Origin of the sequence: Pleomorphochaeta sp., assembly GCF_050031695.1 — a bacterium.
In the GTDB taxonomy this organism is placed as follows: domain Bacteria; phylum Spirochaetota; class Spirochaetia; order Sphaerochaetales; family Sphaerochaetaceae; genus Pleomorphochaeta.
The window spans coordinates 48,829-72,951 of record NZ_JBNAIC010000065.1; the positions used below are offsets into that span (position 1 = coordinate 48,829).

The 24,123-nt window shown below is 26.2% G+C and carries 17 protein-coding genes; 13 read left to right on the top strand and 4 right to left on the bottom strand.

Annotation, left to right across the window (positions count from 1 at the left end):
- The first annotated feature begins 110 nt into the window (after positions 1-110).
- The 9 genes from ACPKM0_RS11720 to ACPKM0_RS11760 all read left to right on the top strand — a co-directional run bounded on the left by ACPKM0_RS11720 (position 111) and on the right by ACPKM0_RS11760 (position 11,099).
- A complete protein-coding gene (locus ACPKM0_RS11720) occupies positions 111-1,046 on the top strand; it encodes a beta-ketoacyl-ACP synthase III (RefSeq protein WP_472476173.1) in 936 nt (311 codons plus the stop codon).
- Entirely contained in the window at positions 1,034-1,951 is a 918-nt protein-coding gene (locus ACPKM0_RS11725; protein WP_472476175.1) for an ACP S-malonyltransferase, read from the top strand. The genes ACPKM0_RS11720 and ACPKM0_RS11725 overlap by 13 nt, the downstream gene beginning before the upstream one ends.
- A 1-nt stretch (position 1,952) precedes the next feature.
- Positions 1,953-2,660 carry a 3-oxoacyl-[acyl-carrier-protein] reductase gene (gene fabG / locus ACPKM0_RS11730; protein WP_472476176.1) on the top strand — a complete coding sequence of 236 codons (708 nt, stop codon included), beginning with the start codon at positions 1,953-1,955 and terminating at the stop codon, positions 2,658-2,660.
- A 10-nt stretch (positions 2,661-2,670) separates the two neighbouring features.
- Positions 2,671-3,906 carry a beta-ketoacyl-ACP synthase II gene (gene fabF / locus ACPKM0_RS11735; RefSeq protein ID WP_472476177.1) on the top strand — a complete coding sequence of 412 codons (1,236 nt, stop codon included), beginning with the start codon at positions 2,671-2,673 and terminating at the stop codon, positions 3,904-3,906.
- A 5-nt stretch (positions 3,907-3,911) separates the two neighbouring features.
- On the top strand, positions 3,912-4,328 hold the full coding sequence (locus ACPKM0_RS11740; RefSeq protein WP_472476178.1) for a 3-hydroxyacyl-ACP dehydratase FabZ family protein: 417 nt from the start codon (positions 3,912-3,914) through the stop codon (positions 4,326-4,328).
- A gap of 3 nt (positions 4,329-4,331) precedes the next feature.
- Positions 4,332-5,528 (top strand): enoyl-ACP reductase FabV, encoded by a 1,197-nt coding sequence (gene fabV, locus ACPKM0_RS11745; RefSeq protein ID WP_472476179.1) that lies wholly within the window; start codon positions 4,332-4,334, stop codon positions 5,526-5,528.
- A gap of 210 nt (positions 5,529-5,738) precedes the next feature.
- A complete protein-coding gene (locus ACPKM0_RS11750; RefSeq protein WP_472476180.1) occupies positions 5,739-7,031 on the top strand; it encodes a GGDEF domain-containing protein in 1,293 nt (430 codons plus the stop codon).
- Between the two features lie 37 nt (positions 7,032-7,068).
- On the top strand, positions 7,069-8,898 hold the full coding sequence (locus ACPKM0_RS11755; protein ID WP_472476181.1) for an amino acid permease: 1,830 nt from the start codon (positions 7,069-7,071) through the stop codon (positions 8,896-8,898).
- A gap of 104 nt (positions 8,899-9,002) precedes the next feature.
- Positions 9,003-11,099 carry a glutamine synthetase III family protein gene (locus tag ACPKM0_RS11760; protein ID WP_472476182.1) on the top strand — a complete coding sequence of 699 codons (2,097 nt, stop codon included), beginning with the start codon at positions 9,003-9,005 and terminating at the stop codon, positions 11,097-11,099.
- On the opposite strand, the gene ACPKM0_RS11765 is transcribed toward ACPKM0_RS11760, so the two are convergent.
- Positions 11,100-11,879: a GNAT family N-acetyltransferase gene (locus tag ACPKM0_RS11765; protein ID WP_472476183.1), complete on the bottom strand. Its 780-nt coding sequence runs from the start codon at positions 11,877-11,879 to the stop codon at positions 11,100-11,102.
- 117 nt (positions 11,880-11,996) lie between these two features.
- On the opposite strand from ACPKM0_RS11765, the gene ACPKM0_RS11770 reads away from it, so the two are divergent.
- From ACPKM0_RS11770 to ACPKM0_RS11785, 4 genes are read left to right on the top strand one after another with little or no spacing between them, the layout of a single operon-like run.
- Complete coding sequence (locus ACPKM0_RS11770) at positions 11,997-13,583, top strand: tellurite resistance TerB C-terminal domain-containing protein (RefSeq protein ID WP_472476184.1); 1,587 nt, start codon at positions 11,997-11,999, stop codon at positions 13,581-13,583.
- Positions 13,584-13,592: 9 nt separating this feature from the next.
- Positions 13,593-14,930 (top strand): ATP-binding protein, encoded by a 1,338-nt coding sequence (locus ACPKM0_RS11775; RefSeq protein ID WP_472476185.1) that lies wholly within the window; start codon positions 13,593-13,595, stop codon positions 14,928-14,930.
- 5 nt (positions 14,931-14,935) lie between these two features.
- Positions 14,936-17,134, top strand: coding sequence for a DEAD/DEAH box helicase (locus tag ACPKM0_RS11780; protein WP_472476186.1), 2,199 nt, complete (start codon positions 14,936-14,938; stop codon positions 17,132-17,134).
- 31 nt (positions 17,135-17,165) lie between these two features.
- Entirely contained in the window at positions 17,166-18,107 is a 942-nt protein-coding gene (locus ACPKM0_RS11785; protein WP_472476187.1) for a YkvA family protein, read from the top strand.
- Positions 18,108-18,137: 30 nt separating this feature from the next.
- Here ACPKM0_RS11785 and ACPKM0_RS11790 read toward each other — a convergent pair whose 3' ends face one another.
- The 3 genes from ACPKM0_RS11790 to ACPKM0_RS11800 are packed head-to-tail and all read right to left on the bottom strand — an operon-like array spanning position 18,138 to position 23,744.
- Positions 18,138-21,593 (bottom strand): ATP-binding protein, encoded by a 3,456-nt coding sequence (locus ACPKM0_RS11790; RefSeq protein WP_472476188.1) that lies wholly within the window; start codon positions 21,591-21,593, stop codon positions 18,138-18,140.
- Positions 21,583-22,209 (bottom strand): DUF4194 domain-containing protein, encoded by a 627-nt coding sequence (locus tag ACPKM0_RS11795; protein WP_472476189.1) that lies wholly within the window; start codon positions 22,207-22,209, stop codon positions 21,583-21,585. The genes ACPKM0_RS11790 and ACPKM0_RS11795 overlap by 11 nt, the downstream gene beginning before the upstream one ends.
- Complete coding sequence (locus ACPKM0_RS11800; protein ID WP_472476191.1) at positions 22,206-23,744, bottom strand: DUF3375 family protein; 1,539 nt, start codon at positions 23,742-23,744, stop codon at positions 22,206-22,208. Before ACPKM0_RS11800 ends, ACPKM0_RS11795 begins: the two co-directional genes overlap by 4 nt.
- Between the last annotated feature and the right edge of the window lie 379 nt (positions 23,745-24,123).

Sequence of the window (24,123 nt, forward strand, 5' to 3'; positions counted from 1 at the left end):
ATTTAATTCTATTTATGTTTACTCTTATATTTACATTAAATTATAATAGTGTCAATATTGACATTTTTTAAAATAATGTAATAATAGATATTAAAGTGTTTGGAGGCTTTATGAAAGACCAAAAAAGCATAAAAATAAGTGCTTTAGGATCATATTTACCTGAGAATGTGGTAACTAATGATGATTTAGCAAAAATTGTTGAAACTAGTGATGAGTGGATAGTCTCTCATACTGGGATTAAACAAAGAAGATATGCAAAAGAAGAAGACAAAGCTAGTGATTTAGCTATAAAAGCAATAAATAATATGGATGTTGATATAAATGAAGTAGATGCAATAATAGTTGCAACAGCTACTCCTGATTATTATGGTTTTCCATCAACAGCATGTATTATAAGTGAAAAAATGCAATTACAAAATGTAAATGTTGCATTTGATATTGTAGCTGGTTGTACAGGTTTTATATATGCTCTTGAAAATGCAAGAGCATTAATTATAGCTGGAACAGCAAGTAAAGTACTTGTTGTTGGCGTTGAAATATTATCAAAAGTTGTAGATTTTTCAGATAGAAATACATGTGTATTATTTGCAGATGGTGCTGGATGTGCAATAGTTGAAAGTTCAGATAACACATTTAATTCAATTCTTGGTGTAGAAAAAGCTGGATCTACAAAATTATACATTGATAGTAAATCTCATATAAAGATGGATGGTAGAGCCGTTTATAATTTTGCTGTTAAAAGGATTGTCGAAACAATTTTAAATTTAGTTGAAAAGAATAATTTAAATTTAGAAGATATCGATTATATAGTTTCTCACCAAGCTAATAATAGAATATTGCAAGCTGCAGCAAAAAGATTAAAAATTGATGAGACAAAGTTTTTTTCAAATGTTGATGAAGTTGCAAATACTAGTGCAGCTTCAATCCCAATAGCCCTAAAATCGTTGGATAAAAATAATCAATTAAATACTGGAGATAAAGTTATTCTAGTAGGTTTTGGAGCAGGCTTAACTTATGGAGGAGCATTTTTAGAATGGAAAAAGTAGTAATGTGTTTTCCAGGTCAAGGATCACAAAAACCAAATATGGCAATTGATTTATTTCAATATAGTTCGAAAGTAAAAGAACTTTTTCAACTTGCTAGTGATATTAGTAAATTAGATTTATTCAAAATATTAACAGAAGGAGATGTTTCTAAATTAAAAGAAACAGAAGTCTCTCAAAACGCAATTATTTTAGCTAGTTTATCTTCTTATTATTTAATTAAAGATAAAGGTTTTACTCCTATTGCATGTGCAGGATTTTCTTTAGGAGAATTAATGGCTATTAGAGCTTGTGAGATGATAGATAATGAAACATTATTTAAATTAGTACATAAAAGAAGTAGTTTAATGGCTAAATATAGTAATAAAGCTATTGAAAAGCATGGTGAAATGGCAATGGCGGCTATTATTAATATGAACAAAGCTAGTGTTGAAAATGTTATAAAGTCCACTGATTTATCAAATGTTTTTGTAGCTAATAATAATAGTGAAAAACAAGTTGTAATATCAGGGTTGAAAAAAGAGATATCAGAAGTTACTCCATTATTAAAAGAAAATGGTGCAAGACGTGTTATTCCCTTAAAAGTTTCTGGACCTTTTCATACTCCTTTATTAAACATGGCTGAAAAAGAATTTAGTGAATATTTAAATAAAATTGAATTCAAAAATAGTGAAATAAAGATATATAGCAATGTAACTGGAACTCCAGTTGATAATATAAAAGATTATGTTCCAAAGCAAATAACTAATAAAGTTTTATGGTTAGAAATCATGAAAGATATAAAAACAAATTATAGCGAAGATAAAATTATTGAGGTTGGAGTTTCAACAACTTTATCCAATTTTTTTAAATCAGAAGATATCAAATGTATTCCTTGTGGAACATTAGAACAAATAAAAGGATTATAACGTGAAATTAAAAAAAGCAATAGTTACTGGTGGTTCAAGAGGTATTGGATTAGCAATAATAAAAAAATTATTAAAAGATAATTATGAAATTTGGTATATTAGTAGAACTCAAATACAAGAAGAATTATCAAATACACATTTTGTTTGTTGTGATATTGCTGATCATGAAAAGCTTGAATCAAGTTTAAAAGAAATTGTTAAAGAAGCAGGTAGTATTGATTTATTAATAAATAATGCAGGAATAACAAAAGATAATTTAATTATGAGAATGAAACAAGAAGCTTGGGATGATGTCATAAATATTAATCTTACTTCTGCTTTTATCACATCAAAAGTACTTTCTAGAACATTTTTAAAGCAAAGAAAAGGTTCTATTATTAATATTTCTTCAGTAGTTGGTGTTGCAGGTAATGCAGGGCAAGCAAATTATAGTGCTTCTAAAGCTGGGTTAATTGGATTAACAAAAACACTCGCAAAAGAGTTTGCTTCAAGAAATGTTAGAGTAAATTGTATAGCTCCTGGATTTATTGAAACAAGTATGAGTGGAAAATTAAATGATGAACAAAAAGCTCAGATTGTAGAAAATATTCCATTAAATAGAATGGGACAAGTTGAAGATGTTGCTAATTTAGTTTCTTTTTTAGCATCTGATAATTCAAATTATATCACCGGACAAGTTATTTGTGTTGATGGTGGTATGGTAATTTAGGAGATAAGAAATGAAAAAAGTAGTAATAACAGGAATGGGTAGTATTAACCCTTTAGCAGATAATGTAGATGATTTTTATCAAGCAATAAAAAAAGGTGAATGTGGAATAGACACAATTTCTCTTTTTGATGTTAGTGAATACCCAGTAAAGATTGCTGGTGAAGTAAAAAATTTTGATGTTACAAAAAGAGTTGATAAAAAGAAAGCAAGAGCTATGGCTAGATTTTCACAATTTGCAACTTATGCAGCAAAAGAGGCTATTGATATGGCTAATCTTACTCCTGAAGAAGATAATAATATTGGAACTTATATAGGTAATGGTATTGGTGGGTTTGAAATTGCTGAAATGAACTTAGAGAAGTTATTTCAAAGAGGGCCTAGAGCAATTTCTCCATTAACTATTCCTTTATTAATAGGTAATGAAGCTGCAGGAAATATAGCATTAATTCATAATTTAAAAGGGCCATGTCATACTGTTCAAACAGCTTGTGCTTCAGGAACAGATGCTATTGGTACAGCTTTTTTAGCAATAAGATCTGGTTTGATAGATAAAGCCGTTGCAGGTGGCTGTGAAGCAGCAATTACTAAATTATCAGTTGCAGGTTTTTCTAGACTTCATGCATTAAGTGCTTCTCATAATGATGATCCTAAATCTGCAAGTTGCCCTTTTGATAAAAATAGAGATGGTTTTACCATTGGTGAAGGTGCTGGTATTTTAGTTTTAGAAAGTGAAGAAAGTGCTAAAAAAAGAAATGCAAAAATATATGGTGAAATCTTAGGTTATGGTGCTTCTTGTGATGCTTTCCATATTACAGCACCTAATCCAAACGGAGAAGGCGCTGCGACAGCTATGAAAAGAGCATTAGAAATGAGTGGTTTAAAGCCAACCGATATTGATTATATAAATGCACATGGTACAAGTACCGCAGCAAATGATGTAATGGAAACAAATGCAATTAAATTAGTATTTGGTGATTATGCAAAAGATGTTAAAATATCATCTACAAAGTCAATGACAAGTCACTTAGTAGGTGCTGCAGGTGCTGTTGAAGCTATTGTTTGTGTAAAATCTATTGAAGAAGGGTTCTATCCTGCTACAATAAATTATAACACTCAAGATGAACAATGTGATTTGAATTATATTCCAAATGAAGGAATTGAAGGAAATATTGATTATGCTTTAAGTGAATCTTTAGGCTTTGGCGGTCACAATGGTGTATTGATTTTTGGAAAATATAAAGGATAATAAACATGGAAATAAAAGACGTATTATTACATAGAAAACCATTCTTATTTGTTGATGAAATAATTGAAGCAACAAAAGAAAAGACTATAGGTAAATATACTTATAAAGAAGATGAGTTTTTCTTTAAAGGACATTTCCCAAATCATCCAGTTGTACCTGGAGTTCTTCAAATAGAATTAATGGCACAAGTAGGTGGAGCAGGTTTAGCTTTTGCTAAAATATTAGAACCAGGACAATTATTTGTTTTAGGTTCAGTAGAAAAAGCTAAATTTAGAAAAGAAGTTAAACCAAATGATACTTGTATTGTAGAGGTTGAAAACTTAAGAGTGTCAAAAATAGGAATAAAACAAAAAGGGATAGTAAGAGTTAATGGGGATGTAGTTTCTCAAGCAACTTGGCTTTGTCTTTTGGTTAAGGAATAAAAAATGGTAGTTAAAGAGAAAATAATCAAAAATGTTTGTCTTACATCCCATCCTTTAGGTTGTAGAGAATATGTGGAAAATGAAGTTAATTTTGTTAAATCTGCAATGGATGGAAAAAAAGGGGACTTATACAAACCAATAAGTGGAGATCCTAAAAATGTTTTAGTTTTAGGTTGTTCAACAGGTTATGGCTTATCCTCAAGAATAGTAAATGCTTTTGCTTTGAAGAGTAATACTATTGGAGTTTCTTATGAAAGAGCTCCAAGTGAAAAAAAATGTGCAACACCTGGTTGGTATAATAATAAAGTTTTTGATGAATTAGCTACAAAAGAAAACCTATATACAAAAACAATTAATGGTGATGCTTTTTCTTTAGAGATTAAAGAAAGCGTTGTAAAAACGATTAAAGAAGATTTAGGAAAGATTGATTTAGTAATATATAGTGTCGCTTCTCCAATGAGAATTGACCCTTTTACTAAAGAATCATATAAGTCAGTTTTAAAAACTATTGAAGAAAAATATTCTAATTTCAATGTAGATTTGAAGTCAGGCCTTATTAATAAAGTTAGTTTGGATAAGGCTACTGAAAAACAAATCGAAGATACTATTAAAGTAATGGGTAGTGAAGATTGGAAATTATGGATTGATTACTTAATTGATAATGATTGTTTAAATGAAAATTGTAAAACAGTAGCCTATTCTTATATTGGTCCTAAGTTAACTTATCCAATATATAGAGAAGGTACCATTGGACAAGCAAAAAAAGATTTAGAAAATGGTGTTTCAATAATAAACAATAAATTAAAAGATATAAATGGAAAAGCATATGTTTCAGTAAATAAGGCTTTAGTTACTAGAGCAAGTGCAGTGATTCCTATTGTACCTTTATACATTGCTTTACTATATGAAGTGATGAAAAATAAAAATGTTCATGAAAATTGTATTGAACAAATTTATAGACTCTTCTCTTCAAAATTACCTTTAGAAGAAATTGACGATGAAGGTAGAATACGTCTTGATGATTATGAAATGCGTGAAGATGTACAAAATGAAGTTGAAGAGCTTTGGAAGACTCTGAAAGAGGGTGAGATATTGAGTATTGGGGACTTAGATTCTTTTAAGACTGATTATTCTCATCTTCATGGCTTTGGCTATAAAAATATCGACTACTCAAAAGATGTTAATTTGATAATTCCTTAATTTAATTATATTGAGGTGAGTTGACGCTTGTATTATTAAATTATATTTAAGTGAGTACATAGGAATAGTATATGCATATACTATTCCTATTGTTGTTTATTCATTAATAGTCTTACAATATTAAAATTGTGTTGTAAAAAAAATAATACAGTATTATAATTTAATAAAAAAGAATAAGAATATTCTCTTTTATTAGATAGGAAAATCTTGGTGAGTGAAAAGTTAACTAATTTAATCGATATAGCAATAAATGAATTTAATTATATTTTAGATTTTAATTTGACAACAAAACAAATTGAGCAGGTATTTTCTCATATACCTCAGATTGCTAATAATATTACATATGATTTTTTTGTATCAGCGTTTGGTAGTAATGTACCTTTTGTTGATAAAGAAAAAGCTTTTTCTTTTATTAACCATGTTACTTCTGCAAGTGAAACTAAAGATTATACAACACAAGTTGTTGAATTAAGATTTGAGAATTATGAAAATAAAACCAAATTTGATTGGTCTTCAATAAAATGTATTTATGAAATGAAAGATAATGAACTTCATGCTTATATTATTTCTCGTGATATTACAGTAGAAAAAGAAAATGAGATAAAAGTTATTAGAAGTTCGCAAAGAGATCCTTTATCTGGTTTAGTTAACCGTTTTGGGTATTCACTTTTAGCAAATCAAGCTATTTTGAAAGCAACTTACAATAAAACAAAACTAGCTGTTTTTTTTATAGATATAGATAATTTTAAAAATGTTAATGACACTTATGGTCATAATGTTGGTGATAAAATTTTATTATGTGTTTCTAATATTTTAATAACATCTTTTTCAAAGGAAGATATTGTTTGTAGATATGGAGGAGATGAATTTGTGGTTGTAAATACTTCTTTTAAAAATGCAAAAGAAATAAAAGAAATCGCAAATACGATCTGTGAGTCTATAGCTAAAATAGAATTACCAACTGATGAAGTACATATTTCTTGTTCTATTGGTATTTCTTTTTTCCCAGATCATTCAAGAGATTTAACAGAATTAGTAAAATTATCTGATATTGCATTATATTATGCGAAGAGTATAGGGAAAAATAGATTTGTTATTTTTGATGAAAAGAATAAGGATATGAAAATATCTAATACAGCAGCAAAACAAAAAACTGAGTTATTGAATCAAAATAAATTTTTTGAATTAATATTAAATGAAGCTACAAAAGGAATATTAATAACTGATGCTGAATCATATACAATTCTATATGTAAATAATATTTTTAAAAATTTATTTAATATACCATTAAATACAATTATTACCGGTAAAAAATGTTTTGAAGCTGTTTATAATTATTCAGGGCCCTGTCCTATTTGTAGTTTTAAAGGTCAACATTTAGATTATAGGACTGTTTATTATAAGAATAAAAAATTTTATAATAAAACTAGAATGATAGAATGGAATAATAAAATAGCTTATATAAATTTTTTCAGTGAAGAAAAAACTTTGGAAGAATTTTAAAAACTAAAATAATAAAGATCTTATAAAGGGTGTTTCTATGGAATTAAAACAAGAAGTTAGTTTCTTGGGTGTTTTTTCGCTTGCTACAGGTTCAATGATAAGTTCAGGTATTTTTATTTTACCCGCATTAGCTTTTGCTAATTGTGGCCCAGCTTCATCAATTGCTTACCTTCTAGCAGGTATATTAGCATTAATAGGCGTTCAATCTATAATTGAATTATCAACTGCAATGCCAAAAGCAGGAGGAGATTATTATTTTATAAATAGATCTTTAGGCCCTTTAATTGGAACTGTTTCTGGATTGTTAGGTTGGATTGCTATTTCACTAAAGAGTGCTTTTGCTGTTTTTGGTATTTCTGAAGTTATATTTATGTTTACTGGAATTCCTGTTTTAATAAGTGGCGCATTAATTACTCTCTTTTTTGTTATATTAAACATTGTAGGAGTAAAAGAAGCTACGAGATTACAAATTGTTTTGGTATTCTTTTTATTAATTTTAATGATCTTTTTTGTAATAATTGGGATTCCTAAAATTGATGTTTCACATTTTAAACCTTTTGCACCAAAAGGATATGAGAAAATATTATATACAGCAGGATTTGTTTTTGTTTCATTTGGTGGTTTGTTAAAAGTTGCAAATATAGCAGAAGAAGTTAAAGATCCTAAAAAAAATATTCCACTAGGAATGATAGCCTCAGTTATTGTTGTATCTATATTATACACCCTCTCAGTTACAATAACTACTGGTATTTTAACTGGTGATGAATTTGTAAATTCTTTATCACCTATTGCGGATGCAGCAAGGAAAAGTGCTGGTAATGCTGGTTTTATTGCAATTACTATTGCTGCTTCATTAGCTTTTATTACTACTGCAAATGCTGGATTATTAGCTGCAAGTAGATATCCTTTATCCCTTGCACGTGATGGATTATTACCAGAAGTTTTTAAAAAAACAAATAAAAAGGGTGATGTACCTATTGTTGCAATTATATTTACCGGATTAATAATTTATTTCTCTTTATTTATTAGTTTAGATAATTTAGTTAAAGCAGCATCTACTGTTATTTTAACAAGTTATGTATTAACTAATGTTTCTGTTATTGTTTTAAGAGAGAGTAATCTAGCAAATTATAAACCTAGTTATAAGAGTCCTTTCTATCCTTTTGTACAACTTGTTTCAATCGTTGTATTTTCATATTTTATTATTGATTTAGGTTCTAATTCTACAAGTTTATCCCTAATTTTTATATTCTTCTGTTTTCTTATGTACTATTTTTATGGTAGAAAGCATTTTTCAGGAGATTATGCAATTCTTCATGTAATCAAGCGAATGATGGATCAAAGAATAATTGATGATTTCTTAGAAGATGAATTAAGAGAAATTGTAATAAATAGAGACAATATAGAACAAGATGATTTTGATGAATTAGTAAAACAAGCTGTTGTTATTGATGTAGATCATAAAATTGATTTTAACTCTCTTCTATCAATAACAGTTAGTGATATTGCTAAACAAATTAATTTAAGTGAATCTGAAATATATAAAAGATTTACTGAGAGACAAGATGAATTAAATACTGCATTGACACCTTTTATTGCTGTACCTCATATAATAACAGATGACAATTCTAAAATGTTTTTAGTACTTGTACGTTGTAAAGAAGGTATAAAGTTTAGTGAAGACGAAGACAGTGTGAAGGCTGCATTTTTGTTTGGTGGACCTTATGAGATGCGTACTTTCCATCTTAAAATCTTATCATCTATTGCTGAAATAGCTAGTGAAGAGAATTTCCCAGATATGTGGATGGCTGCAAAAAATGAAGAAGATTTAAAAAATCTTTTTGTCATGAATTCTAGAAAACGTTAATTATTATTTATTTGCTTACTTGAATATATGTTCTTTTTATGTTTCTCTTTTTTTAAGAGAAAAAAAGATTATATAGGGACTCTCTTTTGATTTAAGGAGTTAAAATGAACACTGAAAAAGTATCAGATTATTTTGGATCTCAAGTATTTGGCGATGACGCCATGCGAGAAAGGCTTCCAAAAGATGTATATTATGCATTGAAAGAAACAATACGTAATGGAAAGGATTTAGACTTAAATATAGCTAATGCTGTAGCTCATGCTATGAAGCAATGGGCTTTAGAAAAAGGCGCAACACATTTTACTCATTGGTTTCAACCAATGACAGGCATAACAGCAGAGAAGCATGATTCTTTTATTACCCCAACAAAAGATGGCAAAATGATTCTTTCTTTTTCAGGTAAAGAACTAGTAAAAGGTGAGCCTGATGCATCATCTTTCCCTTCCGGTGGTCTTCGCGCTACATTTGAAGCAAGAGGTTATACAGCTTGGGATCCCACAAGTTATGCTTTTGTAAAAGATGAGACTTTATGTATTCCTACAGCATTCTGTTCTTTCAGTGGTGCTGTTCTTGATAAAAAGACCCCTTTATTGAGAAGTATGGAAGTAGTAAAAAAACAAGCTCTTCGAATAGTAAAATTATTTGGTCATAATGATACTATTAATATCATTCCAACAGTTGGTCCAGAGCAAGAATATTTTTTAATTGATAAAGCTCTATTTGAAAAAAGATTAGATTTACGATATACCGGTAGAACTTTAATCGGAGCAAGACCTCCTAAAGGTCAAGAATTAGATGACCATTATTTTGGTAATTTAAGACCTAGAGTTAGTGCTTACATGCAAGATTTAGATAAAGAGTTATGGAAATTAGGGATATATTCTAAAACTAGGCATAATGAAGTCTCCCCATCTCAACATGAATTAGCTCCTGTTTATACAACAACTAATATTGCTTGTGATCATAACCAATTAACAATGGAGTTAATGAAAAAGATAGCAGATAGACATGGTTTAACTTGTTTATTACATGAAAAACCTTTTGATGGAGTAAATGGTTCAGGAAAACATAATAACTTTTCACTATCTACTGAAAAAGGAATAAATTTATTAGAGCCTGGTGATAATCCTAAAGATAATGCCCAATTTTTATTATTTCTAGTTGCTATTATCAAAGCGGTTGATGAGTATCAAGATTTATTAAGAGCAAGTGTAGCTTCTTGTGGAAATGATCATCGATTAGGTGCTAATGAAGCACCACCTGCTATAGTAAGTATGTTTTTAGGCGATGAATTAACTAGTATTTTAGAAGATCTTTCTGAAGGTCGTATTGCTGTAGGTGTCGAAAAAACTTCTATGGTTTTAGGAGTTCATGTATTACCTGATTTCCCTAAAGATACAACAGATAGAAATAGAACTTCTCCACTAGCCTTTACTGGGAATAAGTTTGAGTTTAGAATGTTAGGTTCTTCTATGAGTGTTTCTGATACAAATACTATTATAAATACAATAATTGCAAAGTCATTGAAAGAATTTGCTGATGAGTTAGAAAATGCAGAAGACTTTGATGTAACAATGAGATCAATTGTAAAAGAAACTTATAAAAAGCATAAAAGAATTGTTTTTAACGGTAATAATTATAGTGAAGAATGGATAAAAGAAGCAAATAAAAGAGGATTAGCAAATCTTGATTCTACAGTAAAAGCTGTTTCAGCCTTTTTAGATGAAAAGAATATTAATCTATTTGAAGAATTTGGAATATTAAGTAAAGAAGAGTTGTTATCAAGAGGTGATATACTTTTTGAACATTATGAAAAATCAATGAATATTGAAGCTCTTACATTAATTGATATAATAAATAAACAAGTTCTACCTGCAAGTCAAAAATATATGGGTGAGTTAGCAATAAGTTTAAATCAAACAAAAGCCTTGATTCCAAATATTAAAATAAATAGTAGTATAGATACTTTAAAAACTATTTCTAATTTAATTGAAGATTTATCAATTAATATTAATACTTTAGAACATTTAGTAATAAATATTAAAATTAATAATAATCTTGAAGAAAGAGCATTTGCTTTTTATGAAACTGTTTCTCCCCAAATGGAAGTTGTTAGAAAAATTTGTGATAAATTAGAACTCAAAATACCTAGATCTATTTGGCCTATGCCAAATTATGGTGATTTACTATATTCTGTATAATTAAAATTGTTGAGGAATATATAAATTTGCACAAATATTCTTTTCGTTGCTCATCCCTAGTGGTATAAAAGTGTTTGGGCTATCAAATAGATAAGATAAAGGGGAATTAGAAGGCATCCATACTTGCGATATGTTCATGCTTTCTAATTTCTTTTTTAAGGCCACTGCACTATCTGATCCTTCACACATCGTTTCATATGCGACATCATTAATAACTAATGCATATGCATTTTCCATTTTATGATTAGCTGTTATAGTTTTAAAAGACGATTGTAGATTCTTCCACGAAAAAGTATCTCTATCGAGAGATCCAAAGTCTTCTGTAGCATTAATATAAATGGTCGATATATCTTTCTTCTCATTAACAACTGGTACTTTTTTGTTACCACGTATTTTTTGGACAATTGATTTTGAAGAATAATAAAAACCATGATTTTCAAAGTATGGATTGAACCCTGGGTTTAAAGTTAATATCTTTCCTTCTTCTTTGTGTGCGAAATTTAGAAGCATTGATAATAAACCTTGCTCTCTAAACTCTGACTTTGTTGTAGCTCCAACTATATAAGAAACTGGGGTGTTATTCATTTCTCTTGTGAATGAAAATTGTAAACAGTGAATAAGAGATAATATTGTCTCATTTTCTTTTACAATATAACAATTATCATTTTCCCATCTATTTAAAAAAAAGTCGTTTATAAAGGCTTTATCATTATTAAAGGTTTCAAACCATATTTGTTTTAGTTGAGGAATATCATTATCAGATGCTTTAATTATTTTCATATCAAAAAAATAAAGTTTTTGCAAAAATAAATCAATTGGTATAAATTATAAACAAATAAATTAAATTTATTTATATATTATATATTGGATGTTAAAATCATTTTCATGGGAGTTGTTTTGGACAATCTAAATTTAATAATTGATTCTTATTATAAGAGATATAATTTTACAATTGAAAACAATAATCTAAATAAAAAAGCTAGATCATATAAATCACAATTGAATAAATTTCTTATAAACAAAGATAAGCAATTAGGAACTTTTATTATTGATGCAAAGTTATTATTTAAATTAGAAGGTGAAGAAGATTTAGAAATCACTAATCCACGATTAAAGAATAGATGCGTTCAATATTATTATCTAACTAAAAAGGAATTGATTGCTTATATAGGCTTTAGAACAAAATTGCGAAAAAATATGCTACCGCAAAACCCTCAAATTTCATTTTTTATTATCTATATTATGGAGATAATTAATGATTTATATACTTCTAAAATTTATGAGAAAATAAACCTAATTAAACAATCAGAACAATTATTTAAAAAGAATAAAAAATTTCAAAAAGTAATCATTGAAGCATATGAGTTTTTATATCTTCAAAATGATGAATCTTTTACAATTGATAATTTTAAATATATATATAATATAAAAAATATATTTGAAGGATATAGCGAATCAGAAAATATTATAGATCTAAATGATAAAATATTAAATGAAGCATTGTTAAGAATAAATGTAAATGAAACTGATAAATATTTAATTCAAACTTCTTTTGATTATATTTTAGATTCAGCATTAATTAATAATTTCTATTTATTTATAAATGGCGATAAAGTTTATTTGAATGAGGCATTATCTCCTATTTATAATAAATATACTGAAACTATACATAGATTATATACATATCTCCCATTAGATAAGGAAATTTCTTTATATAAAGAAGATGGGAAATATTTAGAATTAAAAAATGGTATATTAAAAAATTATAATAAACCTATATATAGGGTTGATTATTTTTCCTCTTTTTTAGAAACACTTAGAGAAAAATTTAGAGAATTGTTACAGCCTAATTATAAAAAAAATGATATAACTTTTAGGGAATTCAATTCATATTTTTCAAGAAATAAATTTAGTGATGATGAAGCTGATATCTTAATAAAAACTATTATTGAAAGTTGGATAAAAGAAAATCCTTTTTGCTTAGAAGCATATGATAAAAATATAGAATTATTAAAATATGAGGCAGGTAAAAAAGCTTTTTCTATAAATTATGATGAAGTAAATAAAGTTAGAAAAAAAAGTGTTGAAATTCAAAATAAAATTATTATCGAAGATGAAAGAGAATCAGAAGATATTGAAATAAATGATAATCCTAAAAGTTATTTTGAAAAATTAAAGCAAAATAAAGAGATACAAATAGCTGAATATAAAGAAATTGAAACAGTTGATAATGAGTATATAATTGAGAAAAATTCTTATTCAAGGTTGATAAATAATTTAAGTGTTGAAGAATATGAAATATTAAAATTAATTATTGATGATGATATACATCAAGCTAATAAAGTAGCCGAAGAATATGGTTGTATGTTATCTTTGATTATAGAAAAAATAAATATAAAATCAGTTGAAGAAATAGAAGACATTATCATAGATAATGAAAAGATAATTGAAGATTATAGAGAAAATGTAATTGAAGTAATATAAAGGATTATTATGAAAGATGAAAGCCAATTTAAAATCCCTCCTACAAGAATAGCAAATAGTTTGATGAATTCTTTAAGGGGTGGAGTTGTTCCTAGAGAAGGTGCAGAATATATAGCTGTTGGAAGATCTCAAGAAATTGAAGCGATTTTAAATGATATTTCAATAATAGAAGATGGTGGTGCAACCTTTAGATTTGTTGTAGGTCCTTTCGGAGCTGGGAAAAGTTTTTTATTTTCTATAATTAGATCTCATGTTACTAAAAAAGGTTTTTTGGTAATGGATGCAGATTTCTCACCCTCACGGAGATTAATGGGATCAAAAAAAGAGGGTTTAGCAACTTATCGGGAATTAATAAAAAATTTATCATCAATGGCAAAACCTTCTGGAGGTGCATTAGATTTAGTTCTTGATAGATGGATAAATGAATTAAAATTTTATGCAAAACAAAATAATATAATAGAAGAAAATATAAAAAAATTTGTTATTAATGAAATTTATACTAGGTGTAATCAAATTAGAGAACTTACTCATGGTTTTGAATATGCTAAATTATTAGAGTTATATTATATTAGCTATGAAGATAATAATAATGTTCTAAAAGATAATGTTTTAAAATGGTTTAGAGGTGAATATTTAAGCAAAAGAGAAGCAAAATCAGATTTAGGTATTAATATAATTATAAATGATGATGATTGGTATGACTATTTGAAAATCTTTGCAATTTTTGCAAAGCAAGCAGGTTATAAAGGTTTATTAATATTATGTGATGAAATGATTAACTTATCAAAGATTACAAATAGAATTTCTAGAGAAAATAATTATGAAAAATTGTTATCTATATATAATGATACTCTTCAAGGTAAAGCCAAATATATGGGTGTTATTATGGGCGCTACTCCACGAAGTCTTGAAGACTCAAGAAGAGGTGTTTTTAGCTATGAAGCTTTAAAAAGTAGACTATCAAAAGGCAGTTTTTATAATTCAGAAATGAAAGATTTATTATCACCAATTATTAATATTCAGAAATTAAATGAAAGCGAATTGTTTGTTCTATTAGAGAGATTAAGTGTATTACATTCCTTTCTATTTAAATATGAAAAAGTAATAAATGAAAAAGATATACAAGATTTCTTATTTAGTGAGTTTAATCGAATGGGAGCAAAAGAAAAGATAACTCCACGTGAAATAATAAGAGATTTTATAGAAGTTTTAAATTTATTACATCAAAATCCTAAAGAATCAGTTACATCAATTATTGAGAGAAATACGTTTAGTTTTGCAAAACCTTTGATTAATGATGGTGAAGAAGTAATTGATGATGAATATGCAAATTTCAGCATTTTTTAACAGTTATGGAAGAATTTGATAAATTAGCTCCTTATATTCAGGATTATATATATGATAAGAGGTGGATTGATTTTACTGATATTCAAAAGAAAGCAATACCACAAGTTTTAAATAGTAATAACAATATTATTTTAGCTAGTTCAACAGCAAGTGGAAAAACAGAAGCTGCTTTTTTTCCTATTTTAACAGATTTATATAATAATCCTAGTAAATCAATTAGTGTATTATATATAAGTCCATTAATAGCCTTAATCAATGATCAATTTGAAAGACTTTATCAATTATTAGAAATTGAAGATTTCCCATTAGTTAGATGGCATGGCCAAAGCTTACAAGCTCCAAAGAGAAATGTAATTAAAGATCCTAAAGGTATTATTCAGATAACACCTGAATCTTTAGAAGCTTTATTAATAAAAGAAGGTCATAATATTAAAAGATTATTTTTTGATTTAAGATATATAGTTATAGATGAATTGCATTCTTTTATGAGTAATGAAAGAGGTCTGCAAATTATTTCATTAATATCGAGAATTGAACATTTAATTAAAAAAGAAGTTAGAATAATTGGATTAAGTGCTACAATATCCTCTTATGATATGGCAGCTCAATTTATTAATAATTGTAATTCCAAAAAAACTAATATATGTATTGGTAAAGATAAAGAGTCTTTATTGTTTCTAAGTGTCAGTGAGTTTAATTATTATAATTCAAAGGATGAGAGTGATGGTGTAGTTGCAATTGAGCAACCTTTATTAAAACAAATATATTCTTTAGTTAATAATAAAAAAAGTATTATTTTTACTAATTCTAGAAAAGATGTTGAAGCTATTACTGCAGGGTTAAAAGATTTAGTAAAAAAACAAAATAGTATGCTTGAAGTGTATTCACATCATGGATCATTGTCAAAAATGAAAAGGGATGAAACAGAAGAAGCTTTAAAAACTAAAAATAATATATGTGTTGGAGCTACTATAACTTTAGAATTGGGAATTGATATAGGAGAGTTAGATTTGATAGTTCAAGTAGGCTCCTCCTTTAGTGTATCTTCTTTTGTTCAAAGATTAGGAAGAAGCGGAAGAAAGGGACAACAAAGGAATATGTTTTTTCTATTAAAGAAATATGATTCTTTATTTAGGAAAGATCCATTATATTTCCCGCTTGATTTGATAAAAAATATTGCAATTATTGAATTATATATTAAAGAAAAATGGATAGAACCCAATTCTGAGTTTAAATATTGTTATTTTATTCTAGTGCATCAATTAATATCTACTATTAAATCATTAGGAGCTTTAGCTCCAAGTTCTTTAGCTAGAAGGATTCTATCAATAAAAGTATTTAAATATATTTCACATAAAGAACTTAAAGAACTTCTTTTGCATCTAATTGATTTAGATATTTTAGAAATTATGGAAGATAATTCTATTAATCTTGGACAAAAGGGTGAAAATTTATCTACCTACTATGATTTTTATGCTGTTTTTAAAACAGAGAAAGAAATGTTGGTAAAATTCCAAAATAAAATAATTGGAACAGTTGGTAAAGAAGTTAATATTGGAGACAGAATTGTATTATCATCTGTAAAATGGAAAGTAGTTGATAAAGATTTAGAAAAAATGGAAATATTGGTAATTAATGATGGTTTAGGTGGTAAAGCTAAATGGGAAGGTGATTATTATATAAATACTGATATAAAAATAGTCCAAAAAATGAAAGAAATATTAGCTAATAACGGAGAATACAAATATTTAAACAAAAATGCTAAACAATATTTAGAAAAGTGTAGAGAGAAATTTAAATATTTAAAATTAGATTCGTCTTTAATTATCAAACAAGATTCTGCAACTTATAATCTATATTGCTGGTTAGGTACAAAAGAATCTAGAGCCTTATCAATTTTATTGACACATTTTGGATTTAGAAATAGTTGTCAAAATGATTTTGTTATTACTATTGAAAAACCTTTTATTTCTTATAATGAGATTGTCGAAGTATTAAATAAAATAAGTTTTTGTAAACTACCAAGTATTGAAGAATTAAAGATTTCAAAAAGTATTGTATATGGGAACTTCAAATATGATAAATTTTTACCATATGAATATGCTAAAAAACAATATATTGACTATTATTGTGATTTTAATAGCCTAAAAAATCATTTATCAAATATTATGAGACAAGAATATCATTTTAATTCAATTTATTGACCTATATTGATTAGCGCATTATTATCAATATATGGAAGAAGAAAATAAAAGATCAATAGAATTAGCTTCGAAGCTTGGCGATAATGTAGATGAAGAACAAATTATTAATATGGAAGATAAACTCCCTTCGATGAAAAGAGGTCCTGTAGTTAAGATATGGGATAAGGTTGTTGATATATATAATGGCTTTAAGAGTGATGAAACACCTAATAGCTTAAAAGTTTTACTAATTGGTTCTTTATTATATTTAGTTTTACCTGTTGATGTTGTTCCCGATTTTATTCCAGTCGGAGGTTTAGTTGATGATGTTACTGTCTTAACTTATGTATGGACAAAATTTTCAAAAATTATGAAGCTTGGAGCTAAAATTTCTAAACCTATTATTAATGAAGGTATTAATTCAAAAATACAAGAATCTATAAAAAATGGATATAACAAAGCTTTTGAATATGCTGAAAAAAAATTGACTGAAATATTGAAAAAGAAAAGAAATAAAATTATTAAAAATTGTTTTATAAATTTAGCTATTTTTGTAATTGCAATATTATTCTTATCAAATAATACTAAAGAAAGCGCAATGATTTCTTCATTAATTATTCTGATTTTATTTGTAAGAAGTATATATTCTTTTATAAAGAGTTTTCCATTAATTCATTCATTTTTAAAAATATTTTTTAAAGAAAAGAATATTGATTCAACAGTTGAAATCTATTTAAAAAATAATTATTCATTTATAACTCCGATTGAAGAGTTTAAAAATAAATTAACAGTTTTTGATGATATTCCAGATTTAAAAGAGTTAATTAAAATGCAAAGAATAGCTTTAAGAAAAACAATAATAGAAGTTAGTTTAACAATAATATTAGCAATAATAATGGCATTTGTTTTTAGAAGAATTTTAATATTCAATTCAGAATATAGTTTCTTCCAATTGATAAAATTGCCTTTTATTAGCTTTATTAATATTTTTTAAACTAACCTCATCATTATAATGTATCTATAATTATTTGTTATAGTTTAGAACTTCTTCTTTCTTTATACTGTGTACAAAAGAATGTCTGTTGTCTGAATTAATAGTAATTTGAACACTATTAATATAAGGTTCAACTAGATTTACTTTATCCATAGGTGTTACAACCATTAGTTGTAAATCCATAGCTTTAAATAATTCCATTGCATATCTGCTATTTTCATCATCACTTTTGCTAAAGGCTTCGTCAACGATGACAAATCTAAACGCTCTTGAGCTATTTTCATAGTTAAAGACATCAAATTGGTGTGCAATTGCTGCAGCTAGAATAGTATATGCTAATTTAGCTTTTTGTCCGCCAGAAATAGCTGAACTATCTTTATAATATCTTGCTTGTTCATTGTTTTCACTAAAGTATTCTTCAACTCCAAATTGATACCAATTTCTAACATCTAAAACTTTTAAAGCAAACCTTTCATTTTCTTTTAATATATTTACTAAATTATCTACTCCTGTTATAAATGATTCATTAATTATTTGTTTTTCAGTTTCTGAAATATTCTCATCATTGAGTGTAGGTAATGCGTTATGAAGTAAAGTTTTAAATTTTCTTATTTCTTTATCTTTAGTTGCTTCAATAGTAATTTTAATTTTTGTTTCAGGGCTTTTTTGGTAAATTAAACTATTTAAACTATCATTTAATTCAACAATGTTGTCTTTTATTTTTCTATTCCATTCTTTTAAGCTAGAATTTAAATCAATGATATCTTGTTGTATTTGTCTAGTTCTAAGATTAGAAAATTGCTCTTTATATTTTGGAAGAGAATCAGTTTTAAGTTTGTCTAACAATAAGTTAAATAAATCAATAGCGGCAATATCATTTGTTAAATTATTAGTATCATTTGACCAGGAAGGAAATTGATTTATAATCGATGCTTTAGGATTAATAAACTGATTAATTTGAGATATAAGATCTTTTTCTGTTTTATATAAAGAATTAGAATTGTCATTTATTTCTTTCGAAATTAACGCTTCTATTTTTTCTTTGTAATATTTAACTTCCTTTGTATCCGAAAAAGTTGAAGGTAGATTATATTCATTAATCATTTGAGATATTGGTTCAAAATATGAAGTTAAATCTTGATCAAATAAAATTGTATCAATTTGTTTTTTAAAAGATTCTTTATTATTAAGTGCTGATTTTAATCCACCAATTTGTTGATTTAAATTATCTATTGTGTAATCAATATCATCTTTTTCTTTTTCAATTTCTATTAATTTTTCTCTTAAATTATCTAAATCTGAAGTTGAAGCTTTTAATTCTAAAAGTTGTTGATCAATATTCTCAATCTGCTCCGTATATTGAGATATATTAATTGAGGAATAATCTTTGAATTCTGATAAATAAATTAGACTAGCTAATTTTTTATTTTCTTTTTTGATTAAGGATTCTTGTTTTTGTAAATCTACTTCGATTGAAAGAAGATTATCTGTTAGTTCATTATTTCTTTCTGTTAATCTAATTAATTTTTTATCTGTATCCCAACCGATAACATGAAAGTCTTGTTTTTCATTAGTTATTGGTTTGTAAAAAATATCATTTTTATTTAATAAAGCATTTTCATTGAAAGAATTGCTCTGTGTGTATGTTGTTTCGTTATTTGTTGAAAAACTATATGCAAAATTATTACTTAAATAATCTTTTATAAAATCTTTATATTGATAATCTTCTTTTATATCTATCATTAGATTAGAATATATAGGAGAAGAGTTTTCTTCGAATATAATCTCATCATCATCATCAAAAATGCTTAATTGATCTTTATCTTCCCCGTTGATAATAGCTTGTTCTTGAACTTCTTTCACAATTATTAAATTTAAATCTATATTTAAATCTAAGGTTTCAATGTACTTTGCAATTGTTTTTGAATGGTTTGGTAAAACAAGTAAAGAAAGAGCTATTGGTCTAATTAAGGCTTCTATAGCATGTGTTTTATCTAAAGAAGTATTATTAATTCTAATAACTTCTCCTAGAAAGATTAAGTCTTCAATATTTATAGAGGTTTCTTCACTTATTTTTTTTCTTAATTCTATATATTGTAAAGGAATATTACTATTTATATCTTTTAATGCTAAAAGCTGATTATTAATATTATCGATTTTATTGTTTATATTATTTTTTATAGATAATATTTCATTTTTATCATCATCTAGTTTTTCAAGTTTGTTCTCAATAATAGAAATTTTATTTGAACAATCTTTAGAAATTTGATAAAAAGAATTTTCATCATTTGGATAAGTTAGATGAAGAATATTTAAATTTTTTTCATAAATATTAACTTGCGTTTTTAAATGATTAATTGTATTAATTAAATCTTTTCTTCTGTTAGATAATTCTTCTATTCTTGAATTTCTAGCATCTGAAAATAAAGTTTGATTAATTTCTTTAATGTTATTTTCAATAATTGTTTTATTATCTTTAGTTGTTTTTATTTCTATTTCTTCTTTTTCTAAGGTTGCAGATAATTCTTTTATCTCCTCTTTTATTATGGATAGAGATGTTTGAGCTTCCCATATTTTTAAATATTTATCTTTAGTTAATTCTTTTTTTTCTTTTTTAGTTGAGTAATATTTAAAGGAAGAATAAGATTCGTTAATATTTTCTAATAGTTTAATTTGAAGTTCTTCTTTTTCAATTTGGTTTTTTAATAATTGAAGATTATTATAATTTTTTGATATATTTGTAAAAATATCAAAAGAATCGTTTTCATCTAACATTTTTTCTCTAATAAAACCATTTATATCATGAAGGTCTTTCATTCCAACAGTTTGTGAAAATATTTTAATTGCTTTGTCTTTATATCTAAAGCCAAATTTTTTTGAAAAATCATGGCTATATCTTTTAAAGGTATCGTATGTTGTAATTTCTGTTTCACTGAAAGCTTTTTTTATATCTTGAATCCAATTTGTTGCTGGGTTATAACCCACTTTTCTTTGATTTAACATTTCAAGCGTTAGCTCACCTTCTATAACAAAATATTGCCTTTTTAATGCTCCATTTGAAGAAAAATACCTAAATTGCATTAACGTTATTGAATTAGCTGCTGTTCTATTTGAAAATATTGCTAATAAGATACTGTGAGTTGATTTATCTCTTAATGTCTTCCTGTTTGCAGTGTAGTCTTTTTCATTTTTTTCTGTTGAATATGCTCCAAGTACATAACTTTCTTCACTTCTTCCATTTCTTCCGTCATTTCCACTTGATAAATTATAGGTTCTATCATTAGTTGGTACAAGTAAAGTCAAAATTGCATCTACAAGAGTTGTTTTACCTGAACCATTACTACCTGTTAATAAGGTGTTCTCAGCATCAATATTAAGGTTTACTAAATGGTTATCAAAAGTGCCCCAATTGTATAATTGGAATTTTTTAAGTCTATATCCGCTATGTTCTATACCAAAATCAAATTCTAGATTTTTATTCCTCATTATTAGGGGTCTCCTTAAGCTCTTCAAGTTTTTCTTTAAATTCTTTTAAGAACGATGCACTTACTTTAGCTCTTAAAATATTTCTTATTAAATATTCTCTATCATTTGTTAAAATAAGATTTTCATCAGAAGTATTAACTCTTTTAATTAAATTCATATTAGCTATATAATTTAGATTAGAAGAAATTAAATCTTTGTATTTTACTTTGTCAGTTGTTTCTTTATAATAAGGTTCAATTAAATCTGCTATTTCACTTTCTTTTAATATTAAATTTTCGCTATTTATATTTTCTAATTCAAACTTATCTAATTCTTCTCTTAATACTACTAAAATAAGTGAAGCTTCATAAGTTAATGGATGTCTCTTTAGTAAACGGTTAAAATTATTAATAACATTTCCGTCTTCGTCTTCTATTTGTTCAAGATAAGAGTAGTCAATTTCATCACTATAAAACAACTTTAAACCAATTATATTGAAATATGAATTAATTTCTTTATTCCAAAGTCTTAATCTTTCAAATATATCTTTATTATCTTCTTCGAATATAGGACCTTGTAAAAGTCTTACACAAATATCGCTCCATTGTTTTGTGTTTGTAAATTGGTTTTCACTCATTTTTTTATTACCACCTTTGGGATAGAAAGAGATATTTTGGAATTTGTACTATCATTGTTTGAAAATATTATAGTTTCGGATTCTGTATCATTAATTTTTGCCCAATCAGATTTATATATTATAGATAAATATGTTAAGGTTTCTGCTAATCCAAATTTTATTGGATATTTATTTATTATCTCTTGAATAGAAAAATTAAATTTATTTGTCTTATTATCATTATAATAATTTTCAATGTTTTTCTTAATTTCAAGTTCATTAACATAAATATCAATAACAAGTTGCGATAAATCGATTTTAGGGATTTCAGCTTTTTTGTATTGAGATAAATTGTTTTTAGCTTGAAAATTTATTAACTCTAGAGGTCTTGCCATATCATTATTAACATCTGCATTACCGTCTATAACTAAGATTGTATCTTTATAAGGAATAGTTAAATCTTTTTTTACACTTAAGGTTTTAATTTCTTTTGTTAAAGAAGAAATATATTTATATTCAGAGCTCGTTTTTTTAGTTATTATTTTTTGTAGTTTTTCTGATAATAATCGGTTTTCTTCAAGTATAGCTTTACCTGATTTGTATAATGTTTCTTCAAATGTATCATAAAAAGATTTTTCAAAATCTTGATTTGGTAATTTTTTTCTAATTCGCTCAATCTTGTTTTTTATAGCTTCTTTGTCTTCTCTATTACTTAAATAAAACCAAAAAGAATTAAAACTCTCAGCTTGAGGTGTTCTTTGTAATTCTTCTGTTTGATCTAATATATGAGATAATATAGTTCCTCTATTTTCTGTATTTTCTAATTGCTTTTTACATAGTTCAGAAAAAACTTTGTGATTATTATCTCTTAGTTGTTTAAAATCACCTATTAGTGATTTTGAAACTTGATTCAAAGAATTAATTCTTTCTGAGACTTGTGTATGAGTAAAGGTTTGTACCTCACCAGTTTCTTCAATTTGTTTTATTTCTTTTTCTAATTCTGCTTTTTGTCTCTGTAAGTCATTAATACGTGCTTGTGGATTAGTTGTAGTATTTTGGTCTAATTCATTAATTCTGTCGATTATTTCAATAAACTTAGATTCTGTAGCAACAAACATGTTTTTTAAATTATCAATCTCTTCAAAATACCTAAATAATCTATCAACAGGTGTTGAAAGATCAATCATCTCTATATTGTTTTCATTATAATACCTAAATATAAAATGATTTTCAGGAGAAGACCATTTCTTTGTTAAATTTAAAGCTTTATCATAGGTATCTATTTCAATGCTATAAGAATTATCATCATCGATTATGTCTGAGAAATTATTATCTTTGTTTAAATAAGATGCTAGCTTTTGAACAAAGTATTGTTGTTCAATTCCATTATCATTAGAATCTTGTTTAAACATTTTATATAGAAATGAAATAATAAAAGGGGAGTCTTTTTTAGTTAGTAAAGTTAATCCGCTATCGTTATTTATAAGCTCTTTTACTAAGTTAATGTCTGAAAACAAAGCAATCTCCCAATCGTTTTTATTAATTAATTCTATCATATCTGTATAGTATATTCTAGATGATTAATTTTTAAAAAAAAGAAATAATATAAGGTGGTTTTCTTTATATGGGTTTTAGTTAATTTATTATTACTTTTATTAATATAATATTATGCTAAAAATTATAATGGTTTTTATCTTAAGTATATTTTACATAATGATTATTAAGTAAATAGACATTTAAAAAGCAGCTAGTTATAAAACAGCTGCTTTTTTAGGAGGTTGTATTTATATATTTTATTGTATCTACTATTCGATTGTATAAGAGATCTTTACGTTACTTACATAATCACCTGCAGGAAGTTCACTGTTACCTTCCCAACTTAAGTTAAAGTAATTAACTAATAAGTCATCATGTTTACCAGCATCTAAAACTTCA

What these genes read in the sequence shown, in the direction of transcription:
- ACPKM0_RS11720 (WP_472476173.1), top strand. Translation starts at nt 111, where the DNA reads ATGAAAGACCAAAAAAGCATAAAAATAAGTGCTTTAGGATCATATTTA.
- ACPKM0_RS11725 (WP_472476175.1), top strand. Translation starts at nt 1,034, where the DNA reads ATGGAAAAAGTAGTAATGTGTTTTCCAGGTCAAGGATCACAAAAACCA.
- fabF (WP_472476177.1), top strand. Translation starts at nt 2,671, where the DNA reads ATGAAAAAAGTAGTAATAACAGGAATGGGTAGTATTAACCCTTTAGCA.
- ACPKM0_RS11740 (WP_472476178.1), top strand. Translation starts at nt 3,912, where the DNA reads ATGGAAATAAAAGACGTATTATTACATAGAAAACCATTCTTATTTGTT.
- fabV (WP_472476179.1), top strand. Translation starts at nt 4,332, where the DNA reads ATGGTAGTTAAAGAGAAAATAATCAAAAATGTTTGTCTTACATCCCAT.
- ACPKM0_RS11755 (WP_472476181.1), top strand. Translation starts at nt 7,069, where the DNA reads ATGGAATTAAAACAAGAAGTTAGTTTCTTGGGTGTTTTTTCGCTTGCT.
- ACPKM0_RS11760 (WP_472476182.1), top strand. Translation starts at nt 9,003, where the DNA reads ATGAACACTGAAAAAGTATCAGATTATTTTGGATCTCAAGTATTTGGC.
- ACPKM0_RS11765 (WP_472476183.1), bottom strand. Translation starts at nt 11,879, where the DNA reads ATGAAAATAATTAAAGCATCTGATAATGATATTCCTCAACTAAAACAA.
- ACPKM0_RS11775 (WP_472476185.1), top strand. Translation starts at nt 13,593, where the DNA reads ATGAAAGATGAAAGCCAATTTAAAATCCCTCCTACAAGAATAGCAAAT.
- ACPKM0_RS11780 (WP_472476186.1), top strand. Translation starts at nt 14,936, where the DNA reads ATGGAAGAATTTGATAAATTAGCTCCTTATATTCAGGATTATATATAT.
- ACPKM0_RS11785 (WP_472476187.1), top strand. Translation starts at nt 17,166, where the DNA reads ATGGAAGAAGAAAATAAAAGATCAATAGAATTAGCTTCGAAGCTTGGC.
- ACPKM0_RS11790 (WP_472476188.1), bottom strand. Translation starts at nt 21,593, where the DNA reads ATGAGGAATAAAAATCTAGAATTTGATTTTGGTATAGAACATAGCGGA.
- ACPKM0_RS11795 (WP_472476189.1), bottom strand. Translation starts at nt 22,209, where the DNA reads ATGAGTGAAAACCAATTTACAAACACAAAACAATGGAGCGATATTTGT.
- ACPKM0_RS11800 (WP_472476191.1), bottom strand. Translation starts at nt 23,744, where the DNA reads ATGATAGAATTAATTAATAAAAACGATTGGGAGATTGCTTTGTTTTCA.